This window comes from Clostridium punense, from assembly GCF_017874425.1.
In the GTDB taxonomy this organism is placed as follows: domain Bacteria; phylum Bacillota; class Clostridia; order Clostridiales; family Clostridiaceae; genus Clostridium_J; species Clostridium_J punense.
The window spans coordinates 1-22,099 of the sequence record NZ_JAGGLL010000044.1; the positions used below are offsets into that span (position 1 = coordinate 1).

The 22,099-nt window shown below is 31.7% G+C and carries 18 protein-coding genes, 1 tRNA gene and 1 other annotated feature; of the genes, 1 reads left to right on the top strand and 18 read right to left on the bottom strand.

Annotated elements, in window-relative coordinates:
- The 9 genes from J2Z44_RS18690 to J2Z44_RS18730 all read right to left on the bottom strand — a co-directional run.
- Positions 1–692: GTP-binding protein (locus J2Z44_RS18690; protein WP_209649930.1), on the bottom strand; the 692-nt coding region annotated here is incomplete at its 3' end.
- Positions 693–780: 88 nt separating this feature from the next.
- Positions 781–856, bottom strand: a tRNA-Thr gene (locus J2Z44_RS18695).
- 79 nt (positions 857–935) lie between these two features.
- Positions 936–1,589, bottom strand: a complete 654-nt coding sequence (sigH, locus tag J2Z44_RS18700) for an RNA polymerase sporulation sigma factor SigH (RefSeq protein WP_082207006.1) — start codon at positions 1,587–1,589, stop codon at positions 936–938.
- Positions 1,590–1,936: 347 nt separating this feature from the next.
- Positions 1,937–2,827: a 23S rRNA (guanosine(2251)-2'-O)-methyltransferase RlmB gene (gene rlmB, locus J2Z44_RS18705; RefSeq protein ID WP_021285625.1), complete on the bottom strand. Its 891-nt coding sequence runs from the start codon at positions 2,825–2,827 to the stop codon at positions 1,937–1,939.
- A gap of 71 nt (positions 2,828–2,898) precedes the next feature.
- Positions 2,899–3,693, bottom strand: a complete 795-nt coding sequence (gene thyX, locus J2Z44_RS18710) for an FAD-dependent thymidylate synthase (protein ID WP_209649932.1) — start codon at positions 3,691–3,693, stop codon at positions 2,899–2,901.
- Positions 3,683–4,105 (bottom strand): Mini-ribonuclease 3, encoded by a 423-nt coding sequence (locus J2Z44_RS18715; RefSeq protein ID WP_021285623.1) that lies wholly within the window; start codon positions 4,103–4,105, stop codon positions 3,683–3,685. Before J2Z44_RS18715 ends, thyX begins: the two co-directional genes overlap by 11 nt.
- A gap of 494 nt (positions 4,106–4,599) precedes the next feature.
- On the bottom strand, positions 4,600–5,811 hold the full coding sequence (ilvA, locus tag J2Z44_RS18720) for a threonine ammonia-lyase (RefSeq protein WP_021285622.1): 1,212 nt from the start codon (positions 5,809–5,811) through the stop codon (positions 4,600–4,602).
- 211 nt (positions 5,812–6,022) lie between these two features.
- Positions 6,023–7,735 carry a proline--tRNA ligase gene (locus tag J2Z44_RS18725; protein WP_021285621.1) on the bottom strand — a complete coding sequence of 571 codons (1,713 nt, stop codon included), beginning with the start codon at positions 7,733–7,735 and terminating at the stop codon, positions 6,023–6,025.
- Between the two features lie 56 nt (positions 7,736–7,791).
- Positions 7,792–7,964 (bottom strand) — a binding site (T-box leader).
- A gap of 195 nt (positions 7,965–8,159) precedes the next feature.
- Positions 8,160–9,254 carry a PIN/TRAM domain-containing protein gene (locus J2Z44_RS18730; protein ID WP_021285620.1) on the bottom strand — a complete coding sequence of 365 codons (1,095 nt, stop codon included), beginning with the start codon at positions 9,252–9,254 and terminating at the stop codon, positions 8,160–8,162.
- Positions 9,255–9,651: 397 nt separating this feature from the next.
- Between J2Z44_RS18730 and J2Z44_RS18735 the strand changes: the two genes are divergently transcribed.
- Positions 9,652–10,047 carry a nucleoside triphosphate pyrophosphohydrolase family protein gene (locus J2Z44_RS18735; RefSeq protein ID WP_031272058.1) on the top strand — a complete coding sequence of 132 codons (396 nt, stop codon included), beginning with the start codon at positions 9,652–9,654 and terminating at the stop codon, positions 10,045–10,047.
- A gap of 66 nt (positions 10,048–10,113) precedes the next feature.
- Here J2Z44_RS18735 and disA read toward each other — a convergent pair whose 3' ends face one another.
- The 9 genes from disA to J2Z44_RS18780 all read right to left on the bottom strand — a co-directional run bounded on the left by disA (position 10,114) and on the right by J2Z44_RS18780 (position 21,992).
- Positions 10,114–11,178: a DNA integrity scanning diadenylate cyclase DisA gene (gene disA / locus J2Z44_RS18740; RefSeq protein WP_021285618.1), complete on the bottom strand. Its 1,065-nt coding sequence runs from the start codon at positions 11,176–11,178 to the stop codon at positions 10,114–10,116.
- Between the two features lie 217 nt (positions 11,179–11,395).
- Complete coding sequence (gene radA / locus J2Z44_RS18745) at positions 11,396–12,760, bottom strand: DNA repair protein RadA (protein WP_021285617.1); 1,365 nt, start codon at positions 12,758–12,760, stop codon at positions 11,396–11,398.
- 365 nt (positions 12,761–13,125) lie between these two features.
- Positions 13,126–15,561: an ATP-dependent Clp protease ATP-binding subunit gene (locus J2Z44_RS18750; RefSeq protein ID WP_021285616.1), complete on the bottom strand. Its 2,436-nt coding sequence runs from the start codon at positions 15,559–15,561 to the stop codon at positions 13,126–13,128.
- 23 nt (positions 15,562–15,584) lie between these two features.
- Positions 15,585–16,607 (bottom strand): protein arginine kinase, encoded by a 1,023-nt coding sequence (locus J2Z44_RS18755; protein WP_021285615.1) that lies wholly within the window; start codon positions 16,605–16,607, stop codon positions 15,585–15,587.
- A 13-nt stretch (positions 16,608–16,620) separates the two neighbouring features.
- Positions 16,621–17,136, bottom strand: coding sequence for a UvrB/UvrC motif-containing protein (locus tag J2Z44_RS18760; protein ID WP_021285614.1), 516 nt, complete (start codon positions 17,134–17,136; stop codon positions 16,621–16,623).
- Between the two features lie 11 nt (positions 17,137–17,147).
- Positions 17,148–17,606 carry a CtsR family transcriptional regulator gene (locus tag J2Z44_RS18765; protein WP_021285613.1) on the bottom strand — a complete coding sequence of 153 codons (459 nt, stop codon included), beginning with the start codon at positions 17,604–17,606 and terminating at the stop codon, positions 17,148–17,150.
- A gap of 739 nt (positions 17,607–18,345) precedes the next feature.
- Positions 18,346–18,570, bottom strand: coding sequence for a hypothetical protein (locus tag J2Z44_RS18770; RefSeq protein WP_021285612.1), 225 nt, complete (start codon positions 18,568–18,570; stop codon positions 18,346–18,348).
- Between the two features lie 355 nt (positions 18,571–18,925).
- Entirely contained in the window at positions 18,926–20,665 is a 1,740-nt protein-coding gene (locus J2Z44_RS18775) for an ABC transporter ATP-binding protein (protein ID WP_021285611.1), read from the bottom strand.
- 79 nt (positions 20,666–20,744) lie between these two features.
- On the bottom strand, positions 20,745–21,992 hold the full coding sequence (locus tag J2Z44_RS18780; RefSeq protein WP_021285610.1) for an aminopeptidase P family protein: 1,248 nt from the start codon (positions 21,990–21,992) through the stop codon (positions 20,745–20,747).
- Positions 21,993–22,099: the final 107 nt, after the last annotated feature.

Genomic DNA, 22,099 nt, shown 5'->3' on the forward strand with positions numbered 1-22,099 from the left:
GTTGCAACTGTTCCTCTTCCAGTGATTGTGAATACGTCCTCTACTGGCATTAAGAATGGCTTATCTGTAGCTCTTTCTGGAGTTGGGATATAGCTATCTACTGCTGCCATTAAGTCCATTATGCATTGTGTTGCTTCTGCATCTGTTGGGCTTTCTAATGCTTTTAATGCTGATCCTGTTACTATTGGAATGTCATCGCCCGGGAAGTCATATTCGCTTAATAGCTCTCTGATTTCCATTTCAACTAATTCTAATAACTCTGGATCATCTACCATATCAGCTTTGTTTAAGAATACTACTATGTATTGTACTCCAACTCTTGATGCTAATAGGATGTGCTCTCTTGTTTGTGGCATTGGACCGTCTGCTGCACTTACTACTAGGATTGCTCCGTCCATTTGTGCTGCTCCTGTGATCATGTTCTTAACATAGTCTGCGTGTCCTGGGCAATCAACGTGTGCATAGTGTCTTGTTTCTGTTTGGTACTCTACGTGTGCTGTGTTGATTGTGATTCCTCTTTCTCTCTCTTCTGGTGCTTTATCTATTGATGCATAATCGAATGCTTCTGCAAATCCTTTTTTTGATAAAACTGTTGTTATTGCAGCTGTTAATGTTGTTTTACCGTGGTCTACGTGTCCTATTGTTCCAATATTTACGTGTGGTTTGTTTCTTTCGAATTTAGCTTTTGCCATTTTTCAATTCCTCCTTATATAGTTTTAAATTTATCTTACTTATTATCAAAGTAAACTTATCCACGTGTGTTGTATTATTCAACGATTTTGGAGCCCATAACCGGGATTGAACCGGTGACCTCCACCTTACCAAGGTGACGCTCTGCCTACTGAGCTATATGGGCATTTGACAATCATTGTTACAGTGTCTAAACACTGTATATCAGTTATTGATTATAATATATATCCAATTAATTGTCAACACTATTCTTTCCTATTTTCTAGGCATTTTTCAAGTTTTCTTTTTACTCTTTGTAGTGCATTATCAATGGACTTTGCCTGCCTATCTAAGTCACAAGCTATTTCTTGGTAGGACTTGCCATCCAAATAGGACATAAGCACTTCCATTTCTAAATCTGATAGTACTTCACATATCTGAAATTCGATATTTTTCAGTTCTTCCTTTCCAATTATTAACTCCTCTGGATCAGAAACCTTTATACCTGAAATAATATCTAATAAAGTCCGGTCTGATTCTTCATCATAAATTGGCTTATTTAGAGATATATAGGTATTGAGTGGAATATGTTTTTGACGGGTTGCAGTTTTGACAGCAGTTATAATTTGCCTTGTGATACATAATTCAGCAAATACTTTGAAAGATGCAAGCTTATCATCCTTAAAGTCTCTTATAGCTTTAAATAACCCTATCATTCCCTCTTGATATATATCTTCCTTATCAGCACCTATCAAAAAATATGATTTTGCTTTTGCCTTAACAAAATTTTGATACTTTCTAAGTAGATACTCTAATGCTCTTTCATCGCCACTTCTCGCTTGTATTACGATTTCATCATCGGTCTTTCCTTCAAATTGCGAACCCAAACTCTCATAGCCAACCCTCTTATCCAACAACATCCCCTCCAAAGTGCAAACGGATTCAATTTAAATTATACCTTAATTAAAAATTATCAGTCAAGGATAATCACATACTTCACCTTACTTTTTCAAGTTTTTCGCACTTTCCCTATCAATATTTTATTTTAGTAAACTTTAATTGGCCAAACGCTTGTATTAATACCTTCATTTATTATTAATTATTCTGGCTTATAATCGAGTAATATGACTATAAACCAGAAGTACTTACTGCTTATCACTGAAAAACAGTTTACTTCTTCACAACTAAAAATTTTCAACTTTTGAAAGGATGATAGCTATCTATTTAATACACTACAACTAGCATCAAAAATATTCAACTTAGTTACTTATTTTAGTCTTTGTTTTAAGATCTCATACATAATCATACCACTAGCTACTGAAGCATTTAAAGAACTAATTTTTCCTACCATCGGAATTTTCATAAGTACATCACATTTTTCCTTTGTTAGTTTAGATATGCCTCTACCTTCACTTCCTACTACTAGAGCTACAGCACCCTTTAAGTCTACATCATAAGAGTAGCTCTCTCCAGCCATATCTGCGCCGTATACCCATACATTTGCTTTTTTCAGCTCATCAATAGCAGCATTAATATTAGTTACTTTTGCTATCTTCATATACTCAATTGCTCCAGCAGAAGTTTTGTAAACTGTAGGGGTTATGCCTACATTCTTTCTTTTAGGAATAATAATTCCATGAACTCCGCAGGTTTCAGCTGTTCTTATTATTGATCCGAAGTTATGAGGATCTTCTAGCTCATCTAGTATTAAAATAAATGGATGTTCATTTTTGGACTTAGCATAATCTAAAATATCATTTAATGAGAAGTATTTATATGGAGTAACAATTGCTATTACCCCTTGATGAGCTCCCGTTTGAGATATCTCATCTAACTTAGCCCTTTCAACATATTTAACAACAGTCCCCTTATCCTTAGCAATGCCTAGGACAACATTAATTGAACCTTTTGTATCCCCTTTAGCTACTAATATTTGTTCTATAGTTCTATCGGATTTTAATGCTTCAATTACTGCATTTCTACCTTCAATTAAATCCTCTCTTACTACTTGCTCAACAGCTACAGATTGTTCAACTTTTTTAACCTTTTCATAGCTTGCTTCTCTTTTTTCAAAGTTTCTTTCCTTTTTTACGAAACTTCTTTCTTTGTTTTCCGTTCTTCCCTTAAATTTATCTCTTTGTATTCCTTTACCTTTCATATGCTACCTCACTTTTATCTTTAATTATAATTAGTCTCTCATATTCCATTGCTTAGAATATATGAGTATTGTTATAAGTTAGAGTATTTTTCTCTCATCTCTACTATTTTTCCGCAAGTCATAGCACCTTCAGGACATTTTTCTCTTACACATCCAGGTCCAGAGTATTTAAATAAATTTGGTGCTACATTTTTTGCTAGCTTTAACATTTCATCAGCTAACTCCCTTATTTCCCACTGTGCTCTACTACAACATCTATGACTGAAAAAATTCATTAACTCTCTTGCATTCATAGTAGCAATAATCTTAGTTTCACAAGCATTAGGAAAAACATATCTTGCATCCTCTATTGCTCTTTTTTCGGCCTTAGAACTAAGAGATTTTAGTGTTTTCTCTCCTAATTCTCCATGATTTTCATCTTCATAATGTTTAACATATTCATCTAAAGCTGATTTTTTAAGTATTTCTACAAGTTTATCATAATCCTCTTGATCTCTTCTCATAGCCTCAATAAATATCTTCTTAGCTTCCTCGTTATTTTCTATTGCTGGTGGTGTTATGTACTCAAAGGCATTTAACTTTACATATCTCTGGCTTTGCTGAGAATAAGAAGCAATTCTATGTCTTACAAGTTGATGTGTTAAACTTCTTGATACGCCTTCAATGGCAAAGGTGAAGCTAACATGTTCCATAGGTGAATAATGTCCATAACTTGCTAACATATTAATAAAACTTGATGTTTTTTCTTCTGTTAATCCTTCAGTAATACCCTCTACCCCCACAGCACTATAACAAAGCTTAGCAGCTGAAGCAACTGTCTTTTCTGGTTCTGGTGTATATTGCAGTAATTTAACTTTAACCTTCATTATTATCCCCCACTCCAACAATTTTATTTAATATATAGTTTAGCCTATCCATCTTGTCTAATATGTATAAATATCCAATAAGACTTTCAAAGCCTGTAGCCCACCTGTAGTTAGTAACATCAGCATTTTTAGGAGCAGCTGATTTTGTATTTCTTCCCCTTTTGAAAATGCTAAGTTCTTCTTCTGTAAGGTCATCTACTATCTGCTTCATGTATGTGCTTTGAGCTTCTGCTTTTACAAAAGCTACAGCTTTTAAATGTATTTTATGTACATTCATTTCTTTATTTTTTGATACTAGGTAAGTTCTAATAAAAACCTCATAAACCCCGTCACCAATAAGTGCAAGCACTAATGGATTTATAAATTTTGCTTCTTCTTCTGTAAACTTACCCTTAAGTAAATTAAATTCCATAAGTATTTCTCCTTAAGAACATTTTTATTAAGTATGTCCTATTTGTAAAGTTATAAGCCTAGTTCCATACAATATTATCTTATCCATGCACAATCTTCCTAAACTTATAATTATTATTAATTACTTTTAAATAATTGGTCGCTGATTTGATTATATACAATATACATAGTATTTACTACATTTCTTAATTAAATTTAATATTAATATTTTACCTCAGTAAATTATTCTAAATTTATAACTTTTTATATAAACAGAAGAAAGGTTAATAATTAATTTGACTTTTGTATGAAAGTAGTTCTTTTAATCAAATTAATTCTTTGGTTAAATTGCTCCTATGTATAGGCTACCAAATCTAAGACCTAACTCACATATCCAAGTTACTTTGATTCCCTTAAGACTTTTGAAAGGCTATCAAAATAGCTTCTTATCACTGAAGCTTATGTCTTAATCATAAATTAAAGTAGTAAGAAACTTCTTCCTACTACTTTAAATAATTATTTTTCTATTACTTGTAGATTATATCCTTTATCTTCTAAGTTACTAATAATATGTTTAGCATGATCCTTTGATTGAGTTTCTATCTCGAAGATAACATTTGTATATTCAAGACCTTTTGAACTCCAGTTTCTGTCTTGTCTTGCTTTATACACATTTCCACCTAAGGCTACTATGTCTGTAATTATAGAGCTTAGCTGTCCTACTTTATCTTGAAGCTCTACAGATATGGATATTCTTCTCTTAAGCATAACTAGTTCTCTATCTATAATCTTAGATACCATAGCTATGTCAATATTTCCTCCACTAACTAGAGCTACAACTTTTTTACCTTCTACTTCTATCTTCCCTGCTAAAAGGGCAGCTATACATACAGCTCCAGCTCCTTCTGCAACTAACTTATTTCTCTCCATTAAAGAGAAAATTCCATAAGCAATTTCATCTTCTGTAACTGTTACAATTTCATCCACATATTTTCTCATGTATTTAAAAGTGTTGTCTCCCGGAGTTTTAACAGATATTCCATCTGCCAATGACTTAACTCCTGGTAAGGTAACAATTTCATTTTTTATAAGCGAAATTTTACTTGAAGCTATAATTTCAGCTTGAACACCAATTACTTTTATGTTTGGATTTATAGCTTTAGCAGCTACAGCCATCCCTGAAATTAGTCCACCGCCTCCAATTGGTACTACAATTATATCTGTATCAGGAAGCTCTTCAAGTATCTCTAGAGAAATTGTTCCTTGTCCTGCTATTACTTTATCATCATTAAATGGATGAACAAAAATTGCTCCAGTTTCCTTTTGAACTTCTACAGCTTTTGAGTAGCATTCATCATAAACTTCTCCATATTGTATAACTTCTGCTCCATAATTTTTAGTAGCTTGAACCTTAGCTAGAGGTGCAGTAGTTGGCATTACAATAGTTGATTTTATACCAAAGGCTGTTGCTGCATAGGCAACTCCCTGAGCATGGTTTCCTGCTGAAGATGCTACTACTCCATTTCTTCTCTCTTCTTCACTTAAGGAACAAATTTTGTTATAGGCTCCTCTAAGTTTGAAGGCACCAGTTTTTTGTTTGTTTTCGCACTTTAAATAAATTTCACAACCACATTCTTTCGAAAAAGTTGTTGAATAAAATAGTGGGGTTTTTCTTACTACATCCTTTAGACTTTCTTGTGCTGCTTTTATATCTCCGATTGTTATCATATATTTCTCTCCTTAATTACTAAAACCTTAGTTATTTTATTATTATTCCCAAATGCCATAAATAAAACAATTAACAATCCCAAGAAACCCTAATTATATATATCTCTTATATCGCTGATAACCAAAGTTACACCTTAAATTTATATTTCTCTTACTTTGATTCCCTAAAGGCTTTTAAAATGAACAAAATATAATCTCATCCTCGAAGCCTTTATAAACTTAAATTATTTTTAGCAAATTCAGATTTCACTCTATCTACTACATTTTCAATAGATATTATTTCATTTTCAGAGTTAGTTCTTAGCTTAAATTCAACCTTACCCTCTGATATTTTCTTTCCAACGGTTATTCTCATTGGTATACCTATTAGGTCTGAATCCTTAAACTTAACTCCTACTCTTTCATTTCTATCATCCATTAGAACTTCTACCCCAATTTGCTTAAGTTTGCAATATAGTTCCTCTGCAACCCTCATTTGTTCCTCATCCTTTGTTACAACTGGAACCACAATTGCCTGATATGGAGCAACAGCTAGTGGCCAAGTAATGCCATTTTCGTCATGATGCTGCTCAATTATAGCTGCCATTGTTCTATTGATACCTATTCCATAGCATCCCATTTCTAGTGGCTTATCTTCTCCATTTTCATCTATAAAAGTAGCACCCATTGACGCTGAATATTTAGTACCAAGCTTAAATATATGCCCTACCTCTACACCTCTTGCTATAGTTAAAGTTCCTTGGCATTTTGGACATTTGTCCCCTTCAGTAACATTTCTAAAATCTCCAATTTTTCCTGTGAAATCTCTTCCATAATTCACATTCTCATAATGGAATCCAGTTTCATTAGCTCCAATAATGAAATTGTACATTTTAGAAACTTCTTCATCAACTAGTAGAATATCAGCCTTTAAACCTACAGGTCCAGCGAAACCAACTTCTGCACTAGTAGCATTTTTTACGGTTTCCACGTTAGCCATTTCAAATTCTATAGCTCCACCAATAGCATTAATAACCTTAATTTCGTTAACTGCTCTATCGCCTCTTACCATTACAGCTATTACTTTTCCATCAGCCTTATATATAAGAGTTTTAGCAAATTTCTTTTCTGTAGCATTGAAAAACTTTACTAGCTCCTCAACGCTTCTAACCTCTGGTGTATGAGTTTTTTTCAGTTCTAAATAAGTTTCTTCAGCTTGGTATTCTGAGATTGCTGGAGCTTTCTCCATATTAGCTGCATAATTGCAACAAGAACAGAATACTACTTCATCTTCACCAACTTCAGACTTAACCATAAACTCAGCTGAACCTGATCCTCCCATAGCTCCTGAATCTGCCTCTACAGCACTACAATCTAAGCTGCATTTTTTAAAGATATTAGTATATGCTTCATACATTTTCATATAAGAAACATCTAAACCATTTTGATCTTTATCAAAACTGTAAGCATCCTTCATTATGAACTCCCTAGATCTCATAACCCCAAATCTAGGTCTTCTCTCATCTCTATATTTAGTTTGTATTTGATATAAATTCAATGGAAGCTGTTTATAGGATTTAATTTCATTTCTTGCTATATCCGTAAAAACTTCTTCATGTGTAGGTCCAAGGCAGAAGTCTCTATCATTTCTGTCCTTTAATCTAAACATTTCTTCTCCCATAGCCTCCCATCTTCCCGACTCCATCCAAAGTTCAGCTGGAAGTAACGCAGAAGCTAAGAATTCTTGGGCACCGGTATTATCCATTTCTTCTCTTACAATATTCTCTATTTTTTTCAAAACTCTAATACCACTAGGCATAAAGTTATAAACACCTGAAGCCATTTTTCTCATCATACCAGCTCTAAGCATCAATTGATGGCTTGGAATTTCTGCTTCTGCTGGGACTTCTCTTAGGGTACTAATTAACATGTTAGAAAGTTTCATATTTATCCTCCTCATATATAAATTTAAATTTTTTCAAAAAAAGAAAGTCCACCCCCTTTTAGGGCGAACTTTATCGCGGTACCACCTAAATTTGTACTCAGTGTTATAACGGTATAAAACCGGTAGCTATGCTACTGCTCAGAAGCGGGTTCAAAATTTTTGAAAATCTCTCAGCCTAGGATTTTCTCTCTGTAGGTTAATTTCTACTATTCTTCATCATCGCTTTAGGCACAGTAAAAAGTGCCTTATTAAATTTTCATCAAGTGTAATATACAACTTAGTTAACTCTTTGTCAATACTTCCTGTTAACATTATATAAATAATATTTATATTTATTTGTAATAGCTAAAGTGTTAATAAAAATAAAGGTACTTGAGTTATTAATTCCCAAGTACCTAATCTGTAATTAGATTTAAAGTTATTTTTATGCATCCTTAGGTTTTGCAAATATCATTCTTCCTGCTGCAGTCTGAAGTACTGAAGTTACAACTACAGTTATAGTAGCCCCTATAAATCTTCTTCCTTCTTCTACTACAATCATAGTTCCATCGTCTAAGTAAGCAACACCTTGACCTGATTCCTTTCCATCCTTAACAACCTGAATTTCCATTTCTTCTCCTGGCAAAACAACAGGTTTTATAGCATTGGCTAATTCATTAATGTTTAACACAGGAACACCTTGAAACTCTGCTACTTTATTTAAGTTATAATCGTTTGTGATTACTTTTCCATTTAAAAGTTGTGCCAACTTGAGAAGTTTACTGTCGACTTCATTAATGTCTTTAAAATCCCCTTCCCAAATTTCAACCTTGATGTTTAATTCTTTTTGAATTTTATTAAGGATATCAAGACCTCTTCTTCCTCGAGTTCTCTTAAGCCCGTCTCCAGAGTCTGCTATATGTCTTAATTCATCTAATACGAAGCTCGGAATTACTAAAGTGCCTTCTATAAACCCTGTTTGACAAAGATCAAATATTCTTCCATCAATTATTACGGAAGTATCTAAAACTTTTGACCCTTCTTTTGCATTATTTTTGTTTTTTCCATCTTTACCTGAAGGCAGTCTTTTCATGTTCCCAAGCATATTAAGTATTTCTTCTTTCTTTTTAAGGGAAATATCCGCAAAGAGAACCATAATTATTATAGTAACAATGATTGTTATAATTGTTATTATTACTGACTCCACTCTAATTAGACTAGAAATTAATACTGATATTACAAGTCCAACTACAGCACCTAAAACTGTAAAAATCACATCACTAACTGGTACCTTTTGAACTCTTTTTTCTAAATAATCCATAGAATTAATGATAGTTGCGCTTAAAAATGGTGAAATAAAATAAAATATAAGTCCGATTAAAACAATAGAAAATATGATAAATAATATTCCTTGTAAGGATAGTATCGTAGAAATACCTAATGCAGTTAAAAAGTTATGGTTAATAGACCACTCCCCTAAAATATAACCTAAAGTACCTCCAATTAAAGTAAATAGACCTCTCAATATTTTTTTAAGCATATTTTCACCTCCTATTTTTTAAAATTATGCTTATCCAATTATAATTATTGACAAATAAATAGTCTTATATCCTATATATTAACTATATATTATGGTGAAAGTTATTTCAATAAGTTTTAACTCCTAAATGATAGTTTATCACCTAATAATTACTTATTTTCCTATTTGAATAGTTAACTAAATAGTCTATGTTATATCTAACTAGTATCTTTTTCTTACTATTCTTTAGATTTAATTAGCATACTTCTCTAATTATATATACGTGAAATTATAGCAGTTATTTCGGTGATTCTTAAAATTCTTTTCACCCCCTGTTATTAAGATAAATTATGTTATATTATATAAACATACCAAATGCGACAATTAAATTACATAAAAGTAAGAGGAGTTGAACATGATGAAAGACCTTATATTTGACGAATTTCAAAATGCAGTTGATAGTTGTTTATTAAGACACAAAAGTATTTTAGATATCATGACAAAACTTCAGGAATCTCAAGCTAGAGTAAATAGAGCCGTTGTAAAGTCGGTCACAAGTTGTGGTTGTTTAAAAATCAATGCTGAAAAACAATGTATTCAAGAAAATATAGATTTAGATGACATGAGTGGCTGCCTTGATACCCATCTTATTGGTAATATCTGCGACAGCTGTAGAGAAGTTGTCGAAAGAGAAATGGGGAACCATTTGTTTTATTTAACTTCCCTCTGTAATACCTTAGACATAAATCTATTTGATATATTATTAAAAGAATATAATAAAATAAGTACTTTTGATAAATTTACTTTTAGATAGTATTTATTTCTAACTAATAGCTTAAAGTAGAGTAAAGAAATATAGCACAAGTATATATTGCTTGTGCTATATTTGCTTATCTAATATAAATTGTTCCTTTAATCTTCTCAATCCATTTTTGATTGCCTTAGCCCTAGCTTCTCCTATACCTTCAACTGAATCTAATTCTTCTAAAGAAGCCTCCATAACTCTTTGAAGCTCTTTAAAATGTTTTACCATATTCTCAATTATAATAGATGGTATTCTCGGAATCTTACTTAAAATTCTATAACCTCTAGGAGATATTAATGTATCCACTAATGGTACTCCTGAGTATCCCAAAAGCTTACTAATTAAGTCTAAGTCAAGTAATTCCTCAGAAGATATCTTTTGAATGTTTTTATAAACTTGTGTGTAGTCAAAAGATGCTGAACAATAATCTCGTATTAGGAAAACTCCTTCTTGCTCTATTCCTTTAACAAGCTCACCTAATTGCATGGAAATTAGTCTTCCCTCATTTCCAAGCTCACAAATATAAGTTTCGATTTCACATATAATTCTCATTACCATTTCTGTTCTCTGAATTACTGTAATTACGTCTAATAAGGTAGCCAAATCTTGAAGTTCTAATAGATTTAAATTACTTGTTACTCTTTCTAATACTAGAACATATTTTTCTAGAGTTTGAATTGCTTGATTGCCCCTTGCTAAAACTTCATTACTATCTCTAACTACATACTTTATATCATCTTTGTATACAGTAATTACATTTCTTCTCTGTGAAATTGCTACTACAGTGGAGCCAGTTTGTTTTGCAATTCTTTGAGCAGTTCTATGTCTAGTTCCTGTTTCTCCAGTAGGTATTGCAGAGTTAGGAATTAATTGAGTATTAGCAAAAAGTATTTTCTTTAAATCACTGCTCACAATTATTGCCCCATCCATTTTTGCAAGCTCATAAATATAGGCTGGAGTATACTCTGAGTTGATAGAAAATCCTCCATCAACCAAACTTAATATTTGCTCACTATCACTTAATACTATTAAGCCTCCAGTTTTAGCTCTTAATATATTATCTAACCCTTCCCTAAGCTGTGTTCCTGGAGACATTATTTTTAATATATTCATTAATTCATTTTGTTTTTCTTCCCGCATTTTTTCCTCCACGAGTAACTTAACTGCATTATGAATTACATTTTTACTACTGGATATTCATTTAAAAATTCCCTTGAACATAAGTTTATATTAATTCTAAAAACTAGTATTAACTTTTAAGATAATTTTTAAATTATTCCTTCCTAAAAGCCTGAACAGAACCAATAGATGTCACATATAAATTAAATCATAAATTTGATTCTCTTAAATAATAAACTTAAAAAACTTTACTTAAAACTTCTTTTACTGAGGAAACACCTATTACATTTATATTTCTTTTTTCCAGTTTTTCTGTATTCTTCATAGGCATAATTATATTAGCAAAGCCCATCTTTGCTGCTTCATTCATAATCTTTTCAACTTGAGCTATAGGTCTAACCTCTCCAGTAAGTCCAACTTCCCCTATTATTAAGGTTCTATCCAGCTTAATTTCTCTTCCTTTAGCACTAGAAATTAAAGCTACTGCTAAGCCTAAATCCCCATAAGTACCTTCGAGATTTAGTCCTCCTACCACATTTACATAGACATCAGAATTGTAAAATGGAATTTTAAGTTTCTTTTCTAAAACTGCTAGAATTAAGTTCAACCTTTGATGGTCTACTCCTACTGCAGTTCTTCTTGGCATCACTGCTTTAGTTTCACTTACAAGAGCTTGTATTTCAATCAATAGTGGTCTTGTTCCTTCTATGATTCCAATAACTACAGCACCTTCTTGTTTAAAGGAAGTTTCCTGCAAAAACACTGAAGATGCATCTAATATTTCTTCTAGTCCACTCTGCCTCATCTCAAAAACTCCAATTTCACTAGTAGTACCAAAACGATTTTTTATTGTTCTTAATATCCTAAATTCTTGCGTTCTTTCACCCTCGAAATAAAGAACTGTATCTACCATGTGCTCAAGAACTCTTGGACCTGCTAATTCCCCTTGCTTAGTAACATGGGCAACTATAAATAAAGGAATAGATTTTGTCTTTCCTATTCTCATAAGCTCATTTGTGCACTCCCTAACTTGAGACACACTTCCTGGTGCTGAGGAAATATCACTTTTAAATAAAGTTTGTATTGAATCAATAATAACAAAGGCAGGCTCAATATCTACTATATGGGATTCAATTATATCAATATTAGTTTCTGATACAATGTATAGATTATCGCATATGGAATCTAGCCTTTCACCCCTCATTTTAATTTGTTCTTCAGATTCCTCTCCTGAAACATACAAAACCTTTCCGTATTTTCTTGAAATATTTCTAGCACTTTGAAGAAGTATAGTTGATTTTCCTATGCCAGGATCTCCTGATATTAGAGTTAGAGAACCTTTTACCAATCCTCCACCTAAAACTCTATTCAATTCAGTGATTCCAGTGTCAAGTCTTTCATACTGACTTGACCTTATATTCACGATACTCTGAGGTTTATTTCCTCCTGACATAGTTACAGCTCTTTTAAAACCAGTATTTGTTGGCGCCTTTGTTTCTTCTGTCATTGTGTTCCAATTATTACAACTAGGGCACTTTCCATACCACTTTGGAGATTCATAACCACATTCACTGCATATATATATATTCTTTATTTTAGCCATATAACTTCCTCCATAAACTGATTTATTAAGATTTTAACTAAATATTGGTATTATATACAAATAAGTTTATAATCTACTATTATTTATTTTCATAATTACACGATTCCATAATGAACATTAATTTTACTCTTCTTAAACCCCGCCTTAATAAACTTAACTAGTTCTATGTATAAAACAAGCTTTAAATTTAATTCCTTAATAATAAAAAACCACTTAACTAAAGTGGTTTTTTGTTATTAAGTTTATATTAAATTATATCTCTATTATAAGTTGAGTACAACAAATTTAATCTATTAACTACACTGCAATATACAACTCCTAATATTAGCTATTATGCTACTTAGTGTATCTTCTCAAAGACTTTGTTATCTCCTATTGAATTTTAACTCTCCATTTTCCATAGTAACTTCTACATTATCTCCATGCTTTACGTTACCTCTTAAAATTTCTTCTGAAAGCTTATCTTCAATAGTTTTTGTGATTGCTCTTCTTAGTGGTCTTGCCCCATAATTTAGGTCGTAACCTTCTTTTGCTAAGTGATTTTTAGCTTCTTCAGTAAATGAAATATTAATTTCTTGGTCTTTTAATCTTTCACTTACTGAGTTTAGCATCAGAGAAACTATTTGAACTAAATCTTTCTCTTCAAGCTTATGGAACACTATAATATCATCAATTCTATTTAAGAATTCTGGTCTGAAGGTATGTTTAATGTCCTCCATTACACTTTCTTTCATTTTCTCATATTCATTTCTAACTTCATCTTTACTTTGTGCAAAACCAATAGACTTTTGTTTCTTAATAGTTGATGCTCCAGCATTTGATGTCATAATTACTATGGTGTTTTTAAAGTCTACAGTTTTACCTTTCCCATCAGTAAGTCTTCCATCCTCAAGGATTTGAAGAAGTATATTAAATACATCTGGATGAGCCTTTTCAATCTCATCAAATAACACTACTGAATAAGGATGTCTTCTCACCTTGTCAGTTAATTGGCCTCCTTCATCATATCCTACATATCCTGGAGGCGCTCCTATAAGCTTAGCCACTGTATGTTTTTCCATATACTCAGACATATCAATTCTAAGCATAGCATTTTCATCACCAAACATAGCTTCAGCTAAAGCCTTTGAAAGTTCTGTTTTTCCAACTCCAGTTGGTCCAAGGAATATAAAGGAACCTATTGGTCTCTTTGGATCTTTTAGTCCAACTCTTGCCCTTCTTACAGCTCTCGCAATTGACTCTACTGCTTCTTCTTGACCTATAACTCTTTTATGAAGAATTTCTTCAAGTTTTAATAGTCTTTCTGACTCTTTTTCTGTAAGCTTTTCAACAGGTATATTGGTCCATTTTGCAATTACTCTAGCAATATCACCTTCATCAACTACAGAATCAGCATCTTTACTCTGTGACACCCAGTTATTTTTAGTGTTTTCAAGCTGATCCTTAAGTTGTTTTTCCTTATCCCTAAGCATTGCAGCTTTTTCAAAATCTTGAACTGTTATGGCATCAGATTTTTCTTGTGTAACTTTTTCAAATTCTGCTTCCAGGGCTTTTAAGTCTGGTGGTGCAGTTAACTTCTGAATTCTCACCTTTGAACCAGCTTCATCAATTAAATCAATAGCCTTATCTGGAAGATATCTATCTGTTATATATCTGTCTGAAAGATTTACAGCAGCACTAATTGCAGCATCTGTAATCTTAACTCTATGGTGTGCTTCATACTTATCTCTTAAACCTCTTAAAATTTGTATGCTTTCTTCTTTGCTTGGCTCTTCCACAGTTACTGGTTGGAACCTTCTCTCTAAAGCAGCATCCTTTTCAATATGCTTTCTATATTCATCAATAGTTGTAGCTCCTATGCATTGAATTTCTCCACGAGCAAGAGCTGGTTTTAAAATATTTGATGCATCAATAGCACCTTCTGCCCCCCCTGCACCAACTATAGTGTGAATTTCATCAATGAATAATATTACATCTCCTGACTTTGATATTTCATCCATAACTGCTTTAAGTCTCTCTTCAAATTCTCCTCTGTACTTTGAACCTGCTACCATAGAAGATAAATCTAAAGTTACAACTCTCTTATCTCTTAATAATTCAGGAATATTCCCTGATGCTATTTTTTGTGCAAGCCCTTCAGCAATAGCAGTTTTACCAACTCCAGGGTCTCCAATTAAGCAAGGGTTATTTTTAATTCTTCTGCAAAGTATTTCAAGAACCCTTTGGGTTTCATTTTCACGACCTATAACTGGATCTAACTTTCCTTCCTTAGCAAGAGCTGTTAAATCCTTACCATATTTCTCCAGTGTTGGAGTTTTAGCATTTTTAGCTTTTTCTCTTGAAGCTGGTTGATTAACTCCTTCTGAATCTCCAGATACAGCCTTTAGCTCGCTTCTAAGCTTATTAAAATCTGCCCCTAAGTTAGCCAATATAGTATAAGCTACTCCTTCTGGCTCTCTTATTATAGCTAATAGTATGTGCTCAGGTGATATATAATTTTGATTTAAACTTCTAGCCTCAACTAGACTTAACTCAATTAATCTTTTAGTTCTAGGAGTAAGGTAAATTTCATCCTTAGGCATCTCTACATCTCCATTGCCTATATACTGATTTACCAACCCCTTAACCTTATCATAGGAAATTCCCATATTATTAAGTGCGGTAAAAGCAATTCCATCTTGCTCTTTTAAAATTCCAAGAAGCATGTGCTCTGTGCCTACATAGCCATGTTTATAGTTTTGTGCTTCTTCATTAGCAAACATTAAGACTTTTCTTGCTCTTTCATTAAATTTATTGAACATTTTATTTTCACCTCTTAACCTCTTTATTTTAAGCTATTTCTTATGATTTCTGCCCTTTTTATATCTCTTTCTTTTTCACTCATGGTTAATCCCGCTTTCAGTTGCATTGTTGAAGAAAGTATGTCTACCATCAGTGAATTTAATAATTTTTTATCAATATCTTTGATTATGCCCACTTCTACTCCTAATCTTACATAGGAAAGTAAATTTAATGCTTCCTTTGAAGTTATTACATTAGCATATCTTAATATTCCTAGTGATCTCATGATGCTATCCTTTGTTTCATGTCCATAGGATTTCATGTATTTTTCCCTTGCTGATTTTTCTTCACTTATAATATTATTTATAACGGCTAATAAATTATCTATAATTTCTTCTTCACTAGGACCTAAGGTAACTTGATTTGATATTTGATAAATGTTTCCATAACCTTTTGAGCCCTCTCCAAATAACCCTCTAATAGTAAGCCCCATTTTACTTAGCATATTTATCATTCCATCAATAGCTCCTGATTTAGTAAGTGCTGGAAGATGAACCATAACCGAAGCTCTAAGTCCTGTACCAACATTTGTTGGGCAGGTAGTTAAATACCCTAAATCCTTATCATAAGCAAAGTCTAAGGATTCTTCTAAAAGATTATCAATTTTATTTATTTCATTATAGGCTTCCTTTAAATTTAGTCCACCTACAATGCATTGAAGTCTTAAGTGATCCTCTTCGTTTATCATAATACTTATAGTTTCATTACTATCTTTTATAAATGTAGCCCTATCCTTATTAACAATTAACTTATCGCTTATCAGGTGTTTTTCTAAAAAGGATTTGTTAGTTATATCATCATTATCCCACATATATATGGACTCAAAGTTTTCCTCCATATAAGCGGACTTATAAAAAGCTTCTTCAACTATCGCAACAACCTCTCTTCCCTTATGAGTATCCAACTTATTTGGGAAGGAATAGTTCTGTAGGTTCCTAGCTAACCTAACTCTGCTACTTATTACTATATCCTCAAAAGAAGTTTCTGCTTTAATCCAATTTTCCATATACATACTCCTCCTAGCTTTGTTGTTCTAAGCTTCTGATTTTATCTCTAAGCTCAGCAGCCTTTTCATATTCTTCCATGGCAATAGCTCTTTGAAGTTCTTCCTTAAGCCTTTGAAGCTCTTTTTTTACCATGATTTCTTTACCACCCTTAACTGGTATCTTCCCGTTATGCTCAGTGCTTTGTTGAACTCTTTTTAAGATTGGAAGGACAGTGTTATTAAATACGTTATAACAATTGCTACAGCCTAAAAGCCCACTATTCTTAAACTCTCTATAGGTAGTTCCACAATTATCGCATACTACTTGACTAGGTAAATTACTTTGAGTAGAGGTATTCATATAATCTAGAAACCCACTTAAAAGATTTTGGAAAGAAAAATTTGAACTAAAATTCATGTCTGGTAACAAACTCATTCCTTCCATGCTCTTAGCGCAGTGCTCACATACATGTTTTTCTTCCTTAACTCCATTTATAATTTTAGCGATATGAAAGTTAGCCTCATTTTTTTGACATATTTCACAAAGCATAATATCCACTCCTATTTTAAAATATTTAGTATAACAGCTTTCAGTATATCTGCTCTTAATTTATTTTTATTATCTAAGGCAGATGTTAAGGTTCTATCATTTAGCATAATCTTTACAATTTTAGCTTCTCTTTGAGTTAATATTCCACTTTCTTGTAAGCTATCAATTATTCTATTACTACTATCACTTGTAATATAGTCTCCTATTTTATCATTAATAATTTCTGCTAAGGAGGTATGTTCTTTATAGTTAACCCTAATTATTCTTATGCAACCTCCTCCACCTCTTCTACTCTCAATATAATAACCTTTATCTTGGGTAAACCTTGTGGTTAGGACATAATTTATTTGAGAAGGCGCACAACTAAAGTAATTAGCCAGTTCATTTCTCTGTATTTCTATTTCCTCTTCCTTAGCTTCACTTAAAAGCTCCTTGATAAACTCCTCTATTACATCTGATAATCTTGCCATAACTATTACCTCTAATCTTTCCTATATTGTAGTTATATATCTCTTTTAAAAGAGCTTATTATAGAAATGATGTTAAAAATAATCTCATCATAAGCCTACATAGTTTACTTTAGACATCTGGATGAGTATAATTTTTTATGAATATGGAATTACATAAACTAACAATTATTAATAACTTTGATTTCATAAGGATTTTTTCTCTTACTAGTATACTCATTTAATAAATGTCATATAATTTTAAAATGAAGATTTAGTTTGTAAATGAAATTAAATCATCTTTAAAGTCTAAAACAAGAAAAATGCTATTTTATTAATCAAATATTGTTCCCATTTGTTAGTTAATTCTCAATCTATTTTAACTTTGACTTTCTTTGACCTTAATTAAATCTTAATACTTTTACTTTTCTAATTCAACCCCATTTTAAGTCTAAAAACAATTAAAATCTTGGTTTTATCTTGATTATATAAATTTATTTTCTTATTTTTAAAAATTTCTTTGAATTGCTTAAACTTTCTTAATATGATACCTTTACTTATTATTGTAATCAACCCTTAAATGTTAATAAAATCCTTATGAAAGCCATAGCAATCTACTTGTGTACAAATTTACTCCTATATCCTAGGATTAAAGTATTTATAAAGTAATTATTTTCTTATGAGACTTATTAAATTAATTTTTAGAATTAAAGTTAGATAAATCTACATAAAGCAAAATAGATATAAATAAAAGTACTTTTCACTATTGGAAAAGCACTTTATTTATATATTTTCTGTCCTTATATAAAGTTGCAACTGCATCTTCGTACTGGTGATAGTTTATAACTATACATTTATCCTCGTAATATCTAATGTTAACATTGTCTTCAGTAACTAACTCCACGTCAACAATAGTATCTTCCTTAGAATAACTAAAGTTTCTTAAATCATTTAATAATTCAATAACACCACTTTTATTTTTTATCATTTTTTTCTCCTCCACATACCAAAATCTTTATGTATTACTTATTCTACACAAATACATCTTTTCCTTTTTTTTACATAAAATCTTTTAATAGGAAGTATTTCTTTTCCTGTGTATATGTAATATAGCTATTAATCAAACTCCATGGAAAATTTTGCTGGTTATACAAGTAGAATTTTGCCATATATTTCTCAACATAAATCTTCCTAAGGTCCAAAATAATAGGGATAGCCTTGGCCACCCCTTACTAATTTTATAATAAATTTAAAATATAATCAATAAACTATTCTAATTAAGTTAACACTTCTTTTAACCTTGTAACCAAAACCTTAGCTATATAGTTATAAGATTTAAAGCTTTAAAAGTTAATTTCATCTGGTATAAAACCCTTAAATTGAGCATTATATAACTTGGAATAAACTCCTTCCTTAGCCATCAATTCTTCATGAGGCCCTTTTTCAATAATGCCCTTATCTGTTAAAACTACTATTTCATCAGCATTTTTTACAGTGGATAATCTATGAGCCACTACTATAGTCGTTCTTCCTTTAGATAAGTCCTCCAAAGACTTTTGAATAATAAGCTCTGAAGTATTATCTAGTGCAGAAGTTGCCTCATCTAGGATTAAAATAGGAGGGTTTTTTAAGAAAACTCTAGCTATTGATATCCTTTGTTTTTGCCCTCCTGATAATTTAACTCCACGTTCTCCTACATAGGTATCATAACCATCAGGTAAAGAGCAAATGAATTCATGTATATTTGCATTTTTAGCTGCTTTAACAACTTCTTCATCACTAGCTTCTGGATTTCCATAAAGTATGTTTTCTTTTATAGTACCAGTAAATAAGAATACATCTTGTTGTACAATTCCTATATTTCTTCTAAGAGATTTTAACGTAACATCCTTAATGTCCATTCCATCAATGCTTATTTCACCCTCATTTAGTTCATAAAATCTAGGTATAAGATGACAAATTGTAGTTTTTCCTCCACCTGAAGGCCCTACTAGTGCTAAGGTTTTTCCAGCTTCAATCTCTAGATTTATATTTGATAGTATCTCTGTATTTTCATTATATTTAAAGGTAGCATTTTTGAAGTCTATATTTCCTTTAACTTTCTCTAACTCTTTAGCATCATTACTATCAATTATATCTGACTTTGTATCCATAATTTCAATGAATCTCTTAAACCCTGACATGCCACTTTGATATTGTTCTACAAAGGAAGTAAGCCTTCTTATAGGCTGCATGAAGTAAGCAATATATAAGAAATAGGTTACTAAATCTATAACATCAATATAACCTTTATAAACGAAATACCCTCCAAAACCTAAAACAACTACATTTAACATATCCACAAGGAATCTCATCCCTGCCATAAATTCTGCCATATACTTATAAGCTGAAGACCTTGCAACTTTAAACTCACTATTTCCTTCATCAAACTTTTCCATTTCATATTCTTCATTAGTAAAGGATTTAGCAACTCTTATCCCTGATATGCTATTTTCAAGCTTTGCATTTACTATAGCAATTTTCTTTCTAACCTCATCGAAAGCATTGGACATTTTAACTCTACGGGTTGCTGTAAACCAAAGAATTACAGGGATGAAGGCAAATATTATTAAAGTTAACCCTAAATTTATATTGCATAGTAATATAAAAGATCCAATTAACATTACTAGAGATATAAATATATCCTCTGGACCATGATGCGCAAGCTCAGATATTTCCATCAAATCATTAACTATCCTAGACATTATATGACCTGTCTTGTTGTCATCAAAATATCTAAAAGGTAGCGTTTGTAGATGGGAAAAAACTTCTTTTCTCATATCATACTGTAGTCTTACTCCCATGACATGACCCCAATAATCTACTATGTAATTGGCAACAAGCTTAACTACATATAATAAGGCTAGTACTACTGCAAACGTAACAATAGTCCTTAAATCTTTGTTTGGTATAGCACTTTTTAATAATTTATTAGTGAACATTGGAAATACTAAGTCCAATGCTGCTACTAAAAATGCACAAAACATATCTAAGAAAAATAATTTTTTATGTGGTGCATAGTAAGAAATAAATCGCTTAATCATAATTCTGTCCCCCTTAAAATTCAAAGCTATCATGATACTATTCATGATAGCCTTAATTATTATTGTAACAGGTACTGCTTTACTTGCCTTCTGCCATGAACTTCTCTATATCTTCTACAGATTTAATTACATGAGCTGAAAGATTTTCATACCCGTCTTTTGTTACTAGTATATCATCTTCAATTCTTATACCTATTGCTTCTTCTTCAATATAAAGTCCTGGTTCATTTGTTAGAAGCATACCTTCTTCTAATACAACATCACGACTTCCTACATCATGAGTATCTAACCCTAGGTAATGGCTAACTCCATGATAGTAGTATTTTGAAAGTTCCTTATCTTCTTTTATTAAGCCTAGCTCCTTACATCCCTCAGCTAAAACTTCCTTAGCTATTTCATTTAGTCTTGAGAATGGAACTCCCGGTTTAATATTTTTAGTAACTTCCTCATTGGCTTTAAGTACTACATTGTACACAGCTTTTTGTCTTTCAGTGAACTTTCCGTTAACTGGGAAAGTACGGCTAATATCTGCATTATAATACTTATACTGTGCTCCTAAATCTAAAAGCATTAAATCTCCATCTTTAGTCTCACAATTATTGTCTCCATAATGAAGTACTGTAGCATTTTTTCCTGATGCTGCAATTGTGTGGAACGCAAAATCTGTCACTCCATTTTTCTTTAATGTATAATCAAAGTTAGCTTCAATTTCATATTCCATCATGCCAGGTTCAGCATTCTTCCACATAGCCTTTATACCCTCATAAGTAATATCTATAGCTTTTTTAACAAGTTCCACTTCTTCTGAAGTTTTTACTAATCTTAGTTTACATATTTCATGATATATATTTTTAATTGTTACATATGGAAATCTTTCAACTACAGCCTTTGCAAATTTTTGTGATTTCGTAGCTGGTATATCGAATTCTTGTCTTTCTAAATCTAAATATATCTTGTCTATCTCTGTTCTGCCTAACATAAGTCCTGCAAAATCTTCAAATTCCTCTATAAAAGAAATACTCTCTACTCCTGAAAGCTCTTTTGCGGTTTCTTCACTCATTTTTTCTCCAACCCACTTAGCCATAACTGGGTCATTTTTTTCAATATATAGAGTTTCAGTAACTTTATTATTTCTCTTTATCATCATTAATATCATCTTAGATCTATTTATGCCAGTCATATAATAGAAGTTTCTATTTGGTGTAAAATTATAAGTTTCGTCAGCTGACTTATAAGGAGCCTCGCCTGCAAAAAGGATCATCATTGAGTTATTTTCTAACTTTTCACCAAGTCTTTCTCTATTTTTTATAAAAAACTCTTTATTCATGTGTAACACCCCTCATTTAACATAGTTAAAATTTTCATAATTATACAATAACATTATATAACTACAATTTCAATAACATAAAATTTCTATGGTAAATGTTTTCATCT

Excerpts from the sequence above, each read along its gene's own strand:
- J2Z44_RS18770 (WP_021285612.1), bottom strand. The coding sequence starts at position 18,570 with ATGATAAAAAATAAAAGTGGTGTTATTGAATTATTAAATGATTTAAGA.
- rlmB (WP_021285625.1), bottom strand. The coding sequence starts at position 2,827 with ATGAAAGGTAAAGGAATACAAAGAGATAAATTTAAGGGAAGAACGGAA.
- J2Z44_RS18775 (WP_021285611.1), bottom strand. The coding sequence starts at position 20,665 with ATGATTAAGCGATTTATTTCTTACTATGCACCACATAAAAAATTATTT.
- J2Z44_RS18780 (WP_021285610.1), bottom strand. The coding sequence starts at position 21,992 with ATGAATAAAGAGTTTTTTATAAAAAATAGAGAAAGACTTGGTGAAAAG.
- J2Z44_RS18730 (WP_021285620.1), bottom strand. The coding sequence starts at position 9,254 with ATGCTTAAAAAAATATTGAGAGGTCTATTTACTTTAATTGGAGGTACT.
- J2Z44_RS18760 (WP_021285614.1), bottom strand. The coding sequence starts at position 17,136 with ATGCTTTGTGAAATATGTCAAAAAAATGAGGCTAACTTTCATATCGCT.
- J2Z44_RS18765 (WP_021285613.1), bottom strand. The coding sequence starts at position 17,606 with ATGGCAAGATTATCAGATGTAATAGAGGAGTTTATCAAGGAGCTTTTA.
- disA (WP_021285618.1), bottom strand. The coding sequence starts at position 11,178 with ATGCGGGAAGAAAAACAAAATGAATTAATGAATATATTAAAAATAATG.
- ilvA (WP_021285622.1), bottom strand. The coding sequence starts at position 5,811 with ATGATAACAATCGGAGATATAAAAGCAGCACAAGAAAGTCTAAAGGAT.
- J2Z44_RS18725 (WP_021285621.1), bottom strand. The coding sequence starts at position 7,735 with ATGAAACTTTCTAACATGTTAATTAGTACCCTAAGAGAAGTCCCAGCA.
- J2Z44_RS18735 (WP_031272058.1), top strand. The coding sequence starts at position 9,652 with ATGAAAGACCTTATATTTGACGAATTTCAAAATGCAGTTGATAGTTGT.
- J2Z44_RS18750 (WP_021285616.1), bottom strand. The coding sequence starts at position 15,561 with ATGTTCAATAAATTTAATGAAAGAGCAAGAAAAGTCTTAATGTTTGCT.
- J2Z44_RS18715 (WP_021285623.1), bottom strand. The coding sequence starts at position 4,105 with ATGGAATTTAATTTACTTAAGGGTAAGTTTACAGAAGAAGAAGCAAAA.
- sigH (WP_082207006.1), bottom strand. The coding sequence starts at position 1,589 with ATGTTGTTGGATAAGAGGGTTGGCTATGAGAGTTTGGGTTCGCAATTT.
- J2Z44_RS18755 (WP_021285615.1), bottom strand. The coding sequence starts at position 16,607 with ATGGAAAATTGGATTAAAGCAGAAACTTCTTTTGAGGATATAGTAATA.
- radA (WP_021285617.1), bottom strand. The coding sequence starts at position 12,760 with ATGGCTAAAATAAAGAATATATATATATGCAGTGAATGTGGTTATGAA.
- thyX (WP_209649932.1), bottom strand. The coding sequence starts at position 3,693 with ATGAAGGTTAAAGTTAAATTACTGCAATATACACCAGAACCAGAAAAG.